Raw genomic sequence first — 12,386 nt, forward strand, 5'->3', positions numbered from 1 at the left:
TGAACTTAATATAAATTTCACGGGAAGCGACGAATCCTTTCTGTATAATTAAAGAGACAACTGGAGGTGTTGAAGATGGCTCATCCGTCTCAATTACTGGATCAATTAAAAAAAGAGAAACCGGAACTGGAAGTCCAACATTGGGTGTACGGCATTTTTAACACGAACTACGCCGAACCTGCAAGCGGGATTAAGGGCATCCTTACCGCGACGGGTTCTGAACTGGTCTTTTTGGGTCATGACGCATCAGGGGAAGGAAAGACAGCAATCATTCCGTTTACCGACATCCGTCGTGTAACTGCTGTGTTAAGCGGAGCTGCACAAATCACGTGTCAGACCGATGCCGGCAATCTGGAGATTTCCTACATTTCACGCGGGGATGCTGCTGCCCTGGTTGCACATTTGGAGACGCATTGCGGATAAGGGAGCAGTGAACACATGCTGAAAAAAGGGCTGTCCCGACAGGTCATGGATATGACTTATCGGACAGCCCTTCTTTGGTTTTACAGCTCGCCTTCTGTTCAGTCCGCCGGAAGCTTTACGGAAACATGCCAAGGCGCACATCAAATCCGGGCGTATTGCCCGGACCGGTTTTCTCCGGATATTTTCAAGGGAAATCCACGTTCGAAAAAGCAGGGAGAGAACACCGAATGGTGATTCTCTCCCTGCCTTTGATTCAAAGAGGAGCTTTTTGAACAGCTCCTGTTGACTAGAGTTTAATCTTTTTCATCGAAGTAGACATGCTTCAATTCCCATGTATCACCAATCTCGAGTACGCCGAATGAATAATGAGGCTGCCGCCGTTTATCAGTCGGTGAGCCAGGATTGAAGAGAAGCACATCCTTCTCTTTTCGCATAAGCGGAATGTGGGAATGACCGAACACGATGATATCCACTTCATCATCTGCGAACGCATCCAGTGCCCGCTGTTCTGTCGTCTTCTGAGTGCCATCGCCGTGAATGACGCCGACTCTCACTTGAGCGAATGTGAGTACTTTTTTTCGGCCGAATTTATCAGCTATTTCCCATGGATCCACATTGCCGGCGACGCCGTCTGTTTCAGCATAGGCCGCCAGTTCGTGATAGACATCCAGCTGTTGCCAGTCACCGGCATGAACGATGAAGTCAGCATCCTGGAGCATGACAGTCAGCGCATGGGGCAGTTTTTTTGCCCGCATCGGAATATGCGTATCCGATAGAATAACTACTTTCATGTGATCGCCTCCTAATTTGCCGTCTGTTCGAGTACATCCGTCACCAGTCCGGCCGGATAGACGCTGCCATCATTATCTTCCACTTCCTCGATCATCATGCCGATGATCGGGGAAGGCTGGTCTGCGTTATAACCGATGAAAAAACCGTTTTGCTGGCCTTCCGTCTGCAATTGGACTGTGCCGGTTTTACCTGCCACAGGCACAGCCGCCGCTTTAACGGCATCCAAAGGGCCTTCTTCCACCACATTGCGGAGACTCGTGCGGATCCGTTCTGCATTCTCTGCACTCACCAAGTTCTCTTTCCACACTTCCGGTTCTTCTTCCGCGAATAACATCGGTTCATAAATCGTTCCGTCATTGATGAACGCTTCATAAAGCGACGTCAAGTGGACAATATTCGCGAGCATTTCACCTTGCCCATAGGAGGTGTCTGCCAGCTGAATCTCTGAATCGATGGTTCCGTCATTGGTAATCTGAGAAGCCGCCAGATTCATCGGAAATGGAATCTCTTCCCCGAAACCGAAACTCGTTAAGCCTTCTGTCAACTTCTCTTCTCCCAATGCAAGTCCTTGCTGAGCAAAATAGATGTTATCAGAATAAACGAGTGCTTTATTCAAATCGATCGGATTCGGCACTTCCGGATGCACACGGGCGACTTCGTAATTGCCCCAGGAGCGATCGCGTTGCCATGTCTTGCTGTTGATCTCCACCCCTGCAGCAGGGTCGAGTGTACCGGCTTCCAGACCAATGGCTGCTGTAATCGGTTTTATAGTGGAGCCGGGAGCGTACCGGGCGGTAAACCGGTTAAACAGCGGATTCTTCGGGTTATCCTGCAATTCCTGAAAGCGGGATGATTTCATGCCGAGCACAAATTCATTCGGATCAAAGCCGGGTGAGCTGACAAGGGCCAGCGTTTCCCCGGTGGCAGGATCGATCGCTGTGCTTGCGCCTGCTTCACCGTTCATGGTGTCGTAAATGGTTTTCTGCAATTCTGCATCAATGGTCAGCTTAACTGTTTCACCATCAGCAGCGGGCTGTTCAGCGACAACAATAGTTTCTGTTTCTGCGCCAAACGTTTTTTCAATGGTGATCCGGGCTCCGGCTTCACCGCTCAGCTGTTCTTCTAGCTGAAGCTCCAGTCCTTTACGCCCGACAATATCGCTTTCGATATAACCTTCATCCGCCATTTCTGCCAGCTGCTCGGCTGTGATGCGTCCGACGTAGCCTGTCACATGGGAAAGGGCTTCACCGTAAGGATAATAACGCACGGCCGTTTCATCGAGCCCGACTCCTGGAATGGCATCAGCATCTTGAGCCTGCTGAGCCTGGGCTGCAGGCAGGGTGGTGAGCGGCACAAAAAAGTTCGGCTGAACCCAGCTTTGGTTCAGCTGTTTATCAATGTAGCTGACCGTCACGTCAAGCAATTCAGCGAGTTCTGATTTCCGGGAAGGATCCGTAAATTTCTCGGGAACGATGCCGACTTCATAGCCTGTTGAATTGGTTGCGAGCGGCTGTCCGTTCCGGTCGATGATCTCACCCCGGGCTGCTGCTTCAAGTATATCGATTTCCACGTTATCGCCTGTTTCAAGGTTCGGCAGAACAAGAGAAGGGCCCCAATCCGTGAACCAGTTTTCTTCCCCGTTCTGCTCTTCATAAAGAAGTGTGAGGGTTTCTTCAAATTCTATCGGACCGGCAAGCGTTTCCATGCTGATTTGTACCGGGAAATCCGCCAGTTCATTCTCATCCCATTCCGTACCTTCAGGCGGTTCCGTGTAAGTGATATTTATATCATGAATACCTAGATCCTCGACTAACTGCTGCTGATATTCAATGAACGTTTCTTCCCCGAATGCCTCTTTCGCATCTGCAGATAAAAATTCCTCATATAAATGCGTAAAGTCCGCTTCATTCCAATAAGTAATATATTCTGCCAGTCTTTCTTCCGGTGTCTGTCCGGCATCTGCCACGGGTTCTTCCGGTGCCGGCTGCTCTTCCGGTACAGGTTCTTCAGTCTGCTCCTGGCAACCCGCAAGAAGGAAGAGGAGCGGCGCAATGCCTGCTACACTTTTTTTCATATATACAATTCCCCCGTTCTTTTCTTTATATTGTACCCGTTCACTGGCAGTCGTAAAAATGAAATGGTTATTTTTGAGGAAAAAAGGGAAAAGAAAACTATCGAAACGATTAGCCAGAAGTTTTATCTACAGACAGGAGGAGTTATCATGAACGAAAAGTCAAATCAGGACGTTTCCAAGAACAAAAAAAAGGTGATAAAAGATGGAAAGGAAATCTGGGTGTACGAAGATCACGACATGCATAATAGCGTGAAAGCAGATCAAAAAGAAGCGCCGGATGCTGATAAAGTGGAAGGCAAAGAAGGCCTGACCGAGCTGGATGCTACGTATTACGATGAGTGGCAGTCGATGGAATACCCCCGGACGAACAAAGAAATCGACGGGCTGGACGAACTCGCAGACGATGATGAGGATATGAAAGATAAAAAGAAATAAGTGAACGGAAAAGGAGAAGCCCGCGAGCTTCTCCTTTTTTATATTACTTTGTATAAAGTGTATTCGAAATGAGACGGAACAGGTAATCTGTGTGATCGCGGAATGCCGGCTCCAGGCCGATTAATGTTACATCTTTATCGCTTTCGCGCACGATGACGGGCTGTCCGGCAGCTGTTTCATTGCCTTTCCAATGACCAGCGACGAAGAAGTCACCATCGTCGAATGACGCAAGCACTTCCGTCTCTTCTGCGCCATCATACCAAGTCGGGCGGTAGACGAATCCGATATCGTCTTGGCCGAAGCTTGCAGTTGTGCCGGAGGCTTCATAATCGACCGTCACGATGCCGTTGCTGTTCCAACCGCCAGTATTCACTGTGACATCCGTCAGGCCAAGCGCCTTCGCTGCTTGAGAACCGCCGGCGCCCGCTGCGAGGAACTTGCCGCCATTCGCGACAAAATCAGTGACGTTCTGTTTGAAGGCATCAAACTGGCCTGTATTCTGGAATCCGAATTCCTTGTTTGCAGTACTTAGGCGTGTTGAAATTAAGTTGGCTGTGCCGTTATAGATAAACGCATCATAGCCATTCAGACCAGCTTCCGCCACTTCAACTGGAGACAATTCTGTCACATCGAATCCGAGGCGCTCAAGCGCGAGTTTCATGCCGGCGTGCGACTGGACTTTACCCATACCGCCGTCTTCCAGCAATGCCACTTTAAGTGCGTTCAATGGCGTTGTGTCTGCCGGTACTTTGCCGCTTGCGATCTGGAGGCCGGATGCCTTCACAGCAGCAGAGACGGCGTTAGCCGGTGCATCCGTGTAAAACGTACCATCTGTACCGCGTGTGACTTTCACGCCTTGTGCGAGAAGGGTATTCACCAATTCCACCGCTTTTACAGAAGAATTCGGGATAACGAATGGCCCTTTTCCGGAAATGGCTCCCTGGCTGCCCGCTTCATTCACTTTCGCGGAAGGAACGGTCACTTTGCTGTTGACTGCATTGGCTTCAAAGCCCCACAATTCCGGCAGGCTCCAGGCAGAGATATCATACATAGAAGACGTATCATCAGTAATATCTTCACCATCCCATAGCATGGTGTTTGCAAGTCCCGCTTTCGCCTGATCCATATTCACGACATAAGAGCCTTTTGCATAACTGACGCCATCCACTTTGAAGGATTTGGATGCACGCACGACTTCAATGTCATTGGCCAGCAAGTGATTGACCGCTTTTTCCGTCACGGTCGGATCTTCTTCATTCACCGGCAGTACGTACGCTTCCGGGAAGAAGCCGGCTTCATGGTACGGGTGATCAAAATTGATACCGCGCTTGAAGATCTCGATCTGGTCAGCGATCATTTCTTCTTTGTTTTCCGTCGCATACTCCAATGCACCCATGATGGCGTTGTACATCCACGCTACGCCGCTTTCGTCATTCGTCGGCGCTTCAAGTGTGTGGCCGTATGCACCGTGGTACATGGCATACATTGGCGTGAAGATCGGCGGGTAATCATCCCAGCCAGCAGCGTCGTCGCGCGCCGGAATGTAAGTGCCTGTCATGCCTTCATATATCGTACCTTCATAAGCTGCTGCGTTTTCCATGATTTCGTTTTCCATTGCCTGAGCCTGTCCAAGCGCCCATTTATTATACAAATCATACTCATAGTTTGGATTATGCGGTGGGGTACAAGGCTCAATGAGGCCTTGTTTATTTGGTGCATAGTTCTTCACGTAGCCATGTGTGTCAAGGAACACCATCGGATTCCATTCCGTGATCAGGTCGACCGTCTGCTGCGTTTCCGGCTGGGATTGCGTGATGAAATCGCGGTTCAAGTCGATGCCTTCACCATTGAAGCGGGTGGCGGCAATGCGTCCGTCCGGATTCGCGTTCACATTGAAAATCAGGATATTGTTTTCAAGAATGGAAGTGGTGGTTTCGTCCGTTTGTGTTGCAAAGCGCTCGATCAATTGAAGAAGCGCATCACTTCCGATGAATTCCGTCCCGTGAATCGAACCGTTGATCATAATCGGCACTTTAAAGTCAGGGTTGTTCTGCACCCAGTCCTGAGCTTTTCCCGGGTTTTTGAACATTTGTTTTCGCAGCGCCTGAATCTTGCCGAATTTGCCGCCAGTTTCAGGGTCAGCAATCGTGACGACATAAAGTGGATGGCCGTCTGCCGAATAGCCGGTCACTTCCACTTTCACCCGGTTCGAGGACTTCGCGATTTCCTCAAGTTTCGGACCGATTGCCGAGAACTTTGCAAAATCGTAGTTTTCACTGTTAAATAAGCTGCCGTCCTGTTCCTCGAGCGCATTTATGTAATTGACTTTCGGGGACTCCGCGAGTACAGATGACCAAGGGGTAGAAGCCAGCATGCTGACTGCCAATAAACCACTTACCGTTTTCTTCATTCAGCGTTCCTCCAAAATTGTATTTTTGCATAAATATCAAGCCTATTAAATATTAATGTATATGTATGCAGGTTTCTATCATCCCATATAGCTATTTTTGTCTATTGAAGAGTAGGCTAAAAGGAATGAAAATGATTGAGCTATTATCAATTTTTGCAGAAATCGTCATATTTCTGTACCGGAGAAGGCGTGAAACTGAAGTATAATGGAGGAAAAATAGGAAAGGTTTTGCCTATTATGAACTTTCTCTACACGTTGCTGTTGTTTTTACATATTTTAAGTGCTGTATTGTCCATCGGCCCCTTTTTTGTCCTTTTTCCGGTAATCCGGCAGATGAAGACAGCGGAAAGGGAGGTGCTTGCTGGCCATCTCACTACTTTTAGGGGAGCAGTTCGTCTTGTAAAGCACGCGGGTCACATACTGGTGACGACTGGTATGCTGCTTGTATGGCTCAGTGCATGGCCATGGTACACTTCCTGGGTGGTGCTGACGCTTGCTGTGATGGTCGGTTCTGTGTTTTTCCTGGCTAATGCGTTTAAGCCGGTCCTGAAAAAATTTGAAGTGCCGGATGCAGATCAACCGGCATTGACAGCAAAGCTGACCCGGTCGGTCTGGCTGTATATCAGCCTCCTGCTGGTGATGCTGTGGCTCATGGTGGATAAACCGATGCTGTGGTAACACATAGGAAAACCGCAAGCTCTCAGTGCGCGAGAGGCTTGCGGTTTTTGTTATCCACGGATAATCGGCATTGTGCAACAGCGGAAGGACCCGCCGGATTTAATAATCTCAGAAAAATCCACTTCGATCACCTGGTAACCGTGCTGCCGTAGCCGCGCGTTGACCTCTTGGTTCTGCGGCAGGCTGAAGACACGTTTACTGCCGATTGACAGCACGTTCGTTCCGAGGGAAAACTGCTCTTTTGGGTTCACTCGGATCAGGCGGTAGCGAGCTGCCAGGAGCTGAACCATCTCCTTCGATAAGGCTTCCGGAAAAATCAGCGCCTCTTCCTCGGACAGAATGTTAAAGACACAGTCGAGATGCAAGTACTTTTCATCGAATGGGACAGGAATAATTTCATAATTTGGCAATTCATTCTGCAGCTTCCGGATCGCTTCTTTGCCTGTCCGGCTGCTGACGCCAATAAAAACAGTTCCCCGATCGACGATGACATCTCCGCCCTCTACAGGTTTTCCTGCCATGTTATGATAAATCATATTTTCTTCCTGCAGTTTTTTCTGCAATTCCTGTTCTTCGCCTTTTCGGACCATGCAAGCCATCTCACTGACAAAGACTTCACTGCCGATGGTAAACCCGATATCACGGGTAAAAACTTGTTCAGGCATGTCCGGCTGCGGCTCGAGCAGTATGGTTTCCGTACCTTGTTCCTGCAGAGCCTTAACGAAAGCCGCATGCTGCTTCATGGCCCGCTGTGTATTGATATTCTCTGCTGCGTATTTTTTTTGAACATCATTGATCACATCTGTAATTTTCATATAGCGGGGCGGACATAAAATAACGCGTTTTAAGGGGTCGTACTCGCTCCTGCAACCTGCACTTCCCGATTCTTTCATTGTTGAAGTCATAGTAACTCCTCCGGGTGTTAAGTTATTTTCTGGTACTATTCCCTTTTTGATGCTTTACTGAAACATGCCGAACAAGTAAATCGTCACAAAAGAAACAAAGATGAGTGGGGGAGATTCTATGGAAATCAGCAAGCAAGAAAATCGGCAGGATCGGGAATTTATCCGGAGTAAGGTGATCGACTATAATGCTGCAAAGTTGCCGGAGAGCATAAAGGGACCGGTTGAGGAAGTCAGTTTCATAACAAGAAATGAAGAAGGGGAAATTATAGGCGGCATCACGGGAACTGCTTTCTGGCAGCATTTGCATATCGATTTTTTATGGGTCAACCCTGAAATGCGCGGCAGGCAGATCGGTGAGAAACTGATCAGTCGAATGGAAGAGCATGCGCTGGAAAAAGGGTACCGCCTGATGGTCGTGGATACATTCAGTTTTCAGGCCCCCGGGTTCTACCGGAAGCAGGGGTTCCGGGAATTCGGCGTAATTGAGGACCATCCCGCAGGGCACAGCCAGCATTTTTTTGAAAAACGGCTGACCGAGGAGCGATTATGAAGCAGATTATCACGTTAGGAGGTGGCGGCTTTTCGATGGAGCCGGATAACCTGCTGCTCGATCGGTATATCTTAAGCCAGTCGGCTAAAATAACTCCCGAAATCTGTTTCGTGCCGACGGCGAGCGGTGATTCAGATACCTATATTTCCCGGTTTTACGAATCATTCGGGAACCTGTCTTGCAAACCTTCTCATTTGTCGCTGTTTAAGCCGCCTGTACGGGATGTGGCTTCATTCGTTCTGGAAAAAGACATTATTTATGTAGGCGGAGCAATACCAAGAACTTACTGGCCTTATGGCGGGAATGGAAACTGGACAAAGTAATGTGGCAAGCATGGGAAAAAGGGATTGTGCTGGCTGGAATCAGTGCCGGCTCGCTTTGCTGGTACGAAGCGGGAGTGACAGATTCCTATGGTGATGAACTTGATCCGCTTCAGGCACTAGGCTTTCTCCCTGGCAGTAATTGTCCGCATTATGACGGGGAGGAGTTGCGCCGGCCTCGTTACCATGAACTGATCCGGACCGGAGTGATTCAAGGAGGCATCGCAGCGGATGGCGGGGTGGCGGTCCATTATATCGGCACGGATATCCACCGGATTGTCAGTTCCCGCCCCGGCGCGAGTGCCTATGCCGTCCAGCTGGTCGATGGGCGTGTTGAAGAAGAGGCAGTGAAAACAGAGTACTTGGGCAAATAAAAAAAGACACGGGACATTCCCGCGCCTTACTGCTGCTTGTAATAGACCTTGTCGATGTTGTACTTTGCCTGTTTAGTGTTGATCAGGTAGGTTTCATAAATGTCCCGTTCCATAGCGTCATCTACGAATGAAACAGCAATGCGGTGAATTTCCTCCCGGTGATTCCGAAGCGGAGAGACATTGTCCTGTAAATGTTTTTTCACGCGCTGGCGAAGTTTTCGGGCTTTGCCGACAAACAGTAACTCGCCGCTGTGGTTGAAAAATTGAATAATGCCGCCCTTATCCCGTGGGATTTCATGAAGATCGATGAATCCTTCAATCGGCTTAATGGCAACTTCACCTTCCTGCAGGTCCTGCTTGCGCCGCATGATGGTCACATCTGCTTTTGGTGGCTGAATAGTAATCATTAATATCACGTCCTTCTAATCGTAAAGAATATGGTACCATATACAAATAATATATGCAATTTCAGGACAAATGAGAATGGAGGCGGTAATGATGGAAATTATAAATCATGAGATGACAGAATTGCGGGACCCGACAGGGATTATCGGAGACAGGTATGAATTTCTGCTGGACATTGAAGTGGATGAAGAAGATGAGCTGTATACAGATCAGGGACTGATGTTGCGGGTCATCATAGCATCGGACGGGCAAGGAGTGCGGATAATCCAGTATTTCTTTGTCGAAAAGCAAAGCGGCACAGTGCTGGGTTTTGCGCTTGAAGACGAGGAAGAACAGCAAGTGCTCACATACTGCAATCAGCAGCTGGGCTGACTGAACCATCCTTCATAAGAAATTTGAACCGTTCTATATTTTACCGTTTGAAGCATGGAAAGAATACATTACCATGGTTATCACCTAACCCGTCTTGAAGCACTATCTACTAATGGTCTGTGCCAATGAAAGGAAGAAGTGGAATGGCAGATAAAAAATGGGAAGAAAAAATGTATGAAAGCCGGGAAGAACGGGAGCAGATTGGCCGTCAGACGAATGCCCGTTCCGCGCAGGGAGAGAAGTCGGAATCAGCAGGCGGATCGGAACGCGTTCTGACTGCTTCGATAGAGCTGGAGTTATCAGATGAAGAAATCCGTAAGCGGGTCGGTTCAGGAAATTTCGACTCTGCTAAGGATGACCGGCAGTCAAACTCCATTAATAGCTGAATGCAAATGCCGGCACCGGGTAATGAAGGGGCTGGCATTTGCATTCATTTAAGATTCAGCAGCTCTCACAAGCGACATATTCGGGAGTCATGTGGAAAAGCTCCTCGGGAGACGAGGCAGCCAGCCGGACAAGTTCTGAAAACACGGCTTCTGATACGCTGAATTTAACCATATGTTCAGGCAACATTACAACTGATTCTGCTGCCTCCCGGGCTGTAACCTCCCGGATATCCACCCAGACGGATTCGGATCGCTCATAGGAACGATCGCGGCCCGAATAGCTGTATTCTTTCGTGAGCCGTACAAATGATGTAATTCGTACGGTCCCTTCTTCTTCATGTGTGCGTTTAGCGCGAGTGAAACAGTAATTGGTGTGTTCCGATACGAAAAATTCGTTTATCAGCATTCGTTCATCTCCTTGTCAATTGATAGTTACTAATGACAGATCACTGATGTGATACTAAAGAAGTGCGACTAAAAAACTATACCCGCTCTTTGGATCGTGAAACATCAATTTGGAGAAGAATGGCGAGGGGAAACAAACCGTTCAACGCGTATACAGATTTCTTGCCGCAGGAATGTCTGAGGACACACAGCCAGTGGGGAGATGTCGTATTGCCCGGCAGAAGAGCTGATACGCCGGGAGGAGGCCCGGGGAGACAGGCGGGCAGGTCTGGCTCTCACGCAGCTGGCGTTTATCTACCAGCAGCAAGAGCTTTACCATATAGCAGTAGATACTTTTTACAGCGTGTGCCCGACAAATCGTTAAAGCGCTCAGGCAAGATGAAACGCATCTGCAAGTAACCTGATGGCGGTTTTCCGATTTTCAAAGCCGGCAATGTGCGGCATGATCAATACTTCATCCGCGTTATACTGATTGATCAGCTTATCCAGCTGCGTCTTTACTGATAATGCATCACCGATCAGCACCCGGCTGCGGTTCCGGATCATTTTTTCCCGTTCCCGTTCGCTTGTCCCGCGCTGGCTGGCTGTTTCAGCTGATGGGTAATAGGGCGGAGAACTGAGTGATTCGACAAAATAGAGCCAGAGGTCGAACGCTTTTGCCAATTCTTCAGCCCGTTCATTCGTCTCTGCCACTACAACAAATACCGCGATCATGACCCGGGGTTTTGAACAGAAAGCGGAAGGGATGAAGGATTCCCGGTACTGTCCGGCAGTCTCGGGACCGATGCCCGGCCGGGCGAAATGAGCAAACGTCAATGCGGTCCCAAACTCTGCGGCCATTTCCGTGCTTGTTCCGCCAGCTCCAAGGAGCCAGATGTCAGGCACAGCGTCGATATTGGGAGAAACAATCAAGTTGCTGTATGGATGTTCTGGAGGCAATGTGCCTGATAAATAGCCGATTAAATCTGCTGTTTGCTCTCTGTGATCCGTCCGTGGCTTGCCTGCCTGCAATGCTTTGGTGGCAATCCGGTTAGCCCCGGTTCCGCTGCCGATGCCAAGATCAATCCGTCCGGGGTAGAGAGCTTGCAGCACCCGGATATTTTCAGCCACTTTGTACGGACTGTAATTCGGGAGTAAGATACCGCCGGAACCAATTCGGATCTTTGTGGTGTTTGCAGCAAGGTGCATCATAAGCATCTGCGGTGAGCTCCCGGCAACGGAGGGAATATGGTGGTGTTCCGAGACCCAAAAACGCTTATAACCGAGCGTGTCAGCAAGCTTGGCAAGCTGTGTGGTCTCGCGCAGCGCCTGATCAGGGGTGCTTTCTTCATCAATAGGCGAGTAATCCAAAATGCTGAGTGATGTCATGCTGATTCCTCCTTGCAGTTCGTTAATGGGAAGCTTATCATGATTTGCGTAAAAGTTCACCGCTGAGGTGGTTGGAGTGGAAAGACAGAAAGAGGACATACCGTTTATCCGGCAGGCTTCTGATATCAAAGAGAGCTTGAAAGGTTTTTCAGATGACAAGAAATACGAGCAGACGGCAAGTACTTGGTGCAGGTATTCAATGGACAGGAAGTGCAGAGGAGAAAAGTGGAATTTGAAACACTGAAGCAGCTTTCCTGCCTTTCTCAGTATGTCCCGCAGCCACTGGAATTCGGGGACACGTTCATGGTTTTCAGCTATTTGCCGGACAAGGACGCGGAAGAGGCGTTAAATCAGCTATCAATGGATGTACTTCAGGATCATAAGCACTTTACGGAAATCGTTCCGTCCTGGTATCCGAAAAATTACACAATCGATGCGATCAACTGATGGATCACGCCAATTGAATTTTTATTCAGCTGCGGCACTGGC

General features: G+C 48.9%; 16 protein-coding genes and 1 pseudogene. 10 read left to right on the plus strand and 7 right to left on the minus strand.

All coding sequences use genetic code 11. The features are described 5' to 3' along the window. Nucleotides 1-75: 75 nt before the first annotated feature. The gene (locus B0X71_RS01185; RefSeq protein ID WP_077587738.1) at nt 76-423 is read left to right on the plus strand and encodes a hypothetical protein; all 348 of its coding nucleotides are present in this window, start codon (nt 76-78) and stop codon (nt 421-423) included. A 15-nt stretch (nt 424-438) separates the two neighbouring features. Next, nucleotides 439-657: a hypothetical protein gene (locus B0X71_RS01190; RefSeq protein WP_077587739.1), complete on the plus strand. Its 219-nt coding sequence runs from the start codon at nt 439-441 to the stop codon at nt 655-657. A gap of 59 nt (nt 658-716) precedes the next feature. Here B0X71_RS01190 and B0X71_RS01195 read toward each other — a convergent pair whose 3' ends face one another. Together B0X71_RS01195 and B0X71_RS01200 are read right to left on the minus strand one after the other, a co-directional pair. Next, nucleotides 717-1,214: a metallophosphoesterase family protein gene (locus tag B0X71_RS01195; protein WP_077587740.1), complete on the minus strand. Its 498-nt coding sequence runs from the start codon at nt 1,212-1,214 to the stop codon at nt 717-719. Between the two features lie 11 nt (nt 1,215-1,225). Next, nucleotides 1,226-3,289 carry a penicillin-binding transpeptidase domain-containing protein gene (locus B0X71_RS01200; protein ID WP_077587741.1) on the minus strand — a complete coding sequence of 688 codons (2,064 nt, stop codon included), beginning with the start codon at nt 3,287-3,289 and terminating at the stop codon, nt 1,226-1,228. A gap of 147 nt (nt 3,290-3,436) precedes the next feature. Between B0X71_RS01200 and B0X71_RS01205 the strand changes: the two genes are divergently transcribed. Further along, complete coding sequence (locus tag B0X71_RS01205) at nt 3,437-3,724, plus strand: hypothetical protein (RefSeq protein WP_077587742.1); 288 nt, start codon at nt 3,437-3,439, stop codon at nt 3,722-3,724. Nucleotides 3,725-3,767: 43 nt separating this feature from the next. Here the strand turns inward: B0X71_RS01205 and B0X71_RS01210 are convergent, their stop codons facing one another. After that, nucleotides 3,768-6,134, minus strand: coding sequence for a M14 family zinc carboxypeptidase (locus B0X71_RS01210; RefSeq protein ID WP_077587743.1), 2,367 nt, complete (start codon nt 6,132-6,134; stop codon nt 3,768-3,770). Nucleotides 6,135-6,371: 237 nt separating this feature from the next. Here B0X71_RS01210 and B0X71_RS01215 point away from each other — a divergent pair, with 237 nt between their 5' ends. Further along, entirely contained in the window at nt 6,372-6,812 is a 441-nt protein-coding gene (locus B0X71_RS01215) for a DUF2269 family protein (protein WP_077590850.1), read from the plus strand. Nucleotides 6,813-6,862: 50 nt separating this feature from the next. On the opposite strand, the gene B0X71_RS01220 is transcribed toward B0X71_RS01215, so the two are convergent. Continuing rightward, on the minus strand, nt 6,863-7,717 hold the full coding sequence (locus B0X71_RS01220; protein ID WP_077587744.1) for a dimethylarginine dimethylaminohydrolase family protein: 855 nt from the start codon (nt 7,715-7,717) through the stop codon (nt 6,863-6,865). Between the two features lie 118 nt (nt 7,718-7,835). On the opposite strand from B0X71_RS01220, the gene B0X71_RS01225 reads away from it, so the two are divergent. Together B0X71_RS01225 and B0X71_RS01230 are read left to right on the plus strand one after the other, a co-directional pair. Then, nucleotides 7,836-8,267, plus strand: a complete 432-nt coding sequence (locus B0X71_RS01225) for a GNAT family N-acetyltransferase (RefSeq protein WP_077587745.1) — start codon at nt 7,836-7,838, stop codon at nt 8,265-8,267. After that, a pseudogene (locus B0X71_RS01230) lies at nt 8,264-8,961 on the plus strand (Type 1 glutamine amidotransferase-like domain-containing protein). Before B0X71_RS01225 ends, B0X71_RS01230 begins: the two are co-directional and overlap by 4 nt. Before the next feature lie 26 nt (nt 8,962-8,987). On the opposite strand, the gene B0X71_RS01235 reads toward B0X71_RS01230, so the two are convergent. Further along, nucleotides 8,988-9,368 carry a nucleotide excision repair endonuclease gene (locus B0X71_RS01235; protein ID WP_077587746.1) on the minus strand — a complete coding sequence of 127 codons (381 nt, stop codon included), beginning with the start codon at nt 9,366-9,368 and terminating at the stop codon, nt 8,988-8,990. Between the two features lie 91 nt (nt 9,369-9,459). Here B0X71_RS01235 and B0X71_RS01240 point away from each other — a divergent pair, with 91 nt between their 5' ends. Both B0X71_RS01240 and B0X71_RS01245 read left to right on the plus strand, forming a co-directional pair. Then, nucleotides 9,460-9,738, plus strand: coding sequence for a DUF6509 family protein (locus tag B0X71_RS01240; RefSeq protein ID WP_077587747.1), 279 nt, complete (start codon nt 9,460-9,462; stop codon nt 9,736-9,738). A gap of 143 nt (nt 9,739-9,881) precedes the next feature. Continuing rightward, nucleotides 9,882-10,124: a hypothetical protein gene (locus B0X71_RS01245; protein ID WP_077587748.1), complete on the plus strand. Its 243-nt coding sequence runs from the start codon at nt 9,882-9,884 to the stop codon at nt 10,122-10,124. A 55-nt stretch (nt 10,125-10,179) separates the two neighbouring features. Here B0X71_RS01245 and B0X71_RS01250 read toward each other — a convergent pair whose 3' ends face one another. After that, entirely contained in the window at nt 10,180-10,530 is a 351-nt protein-coding gene (locus B0X71_RS01250) for a hypothetical protein (protein ID WP_077587749.1), read from the minus strand. A 201-nt stretch (nt 10,531-10,731) separates the two neighbouring features. On the opposite strand from B0X71_RS01250, the gene B0X71_RS21710 reads away from it, so the two are divergent. Continuing rightward, nucleotides 10,732-10,893 carry a phosphotransferase-like protein gene (locus tag B0X71_RS21710; protein WP_156889767.1) on the plus strand — a complete coding sequence of 54 codons (162 nt, stop codon included), beginning with the start codon at nt 10,732-10,734 and terminating at the stop codon, nt 10,891-10,893. A gap of 5 nt (nt 10,894-10,898) precedes the next feature. Here the strand turns inward: B0X71_RS21710 and B0X71_RS01255 are convergent, their stop codons facing one another. Further along, on the minus strand, nt 10,899-11,897 hold the full coding sequence (locus tag B0X71_RS01255; RefSeq protein ID WP_077587750.1) for an LLM class flavin-dependent oxidoreductase: 999 nt from the start codon (nt 11,895-11,897) through the stop codon (nt 10,899-10,901). Nucleotides 11,898-12,122: 225 nt separating this feature from the next. Here B0X71_RS01255 and B0X71_RS01260 point away from each other — a divergent pair, with 225 nt between their 5' ends. Next, nucleotides 12,123-12,344: a hypothetical protein gene (locus tag B0X71_RS01260; RefSeq protein WP_156889768.1), complete on the plus strand. Its 222-nt coding sequence runs from the start codon at nt 12,123-12,125 to the stop codon at nt 12,342-12,344. The last annotated feature ends 42 nt before the right edge of the window (nt 12,345-12,386 follow it).

The sequence above is a fragment of the Planococcus lenghuensis genome, assembly GCF_001999905.1.
Lineage (GTDB): Bacteria > Bacillota > Bacilli > Bacillales_A > Planococcaceae > Indiicoccus > Indiicoccus lenghuensis.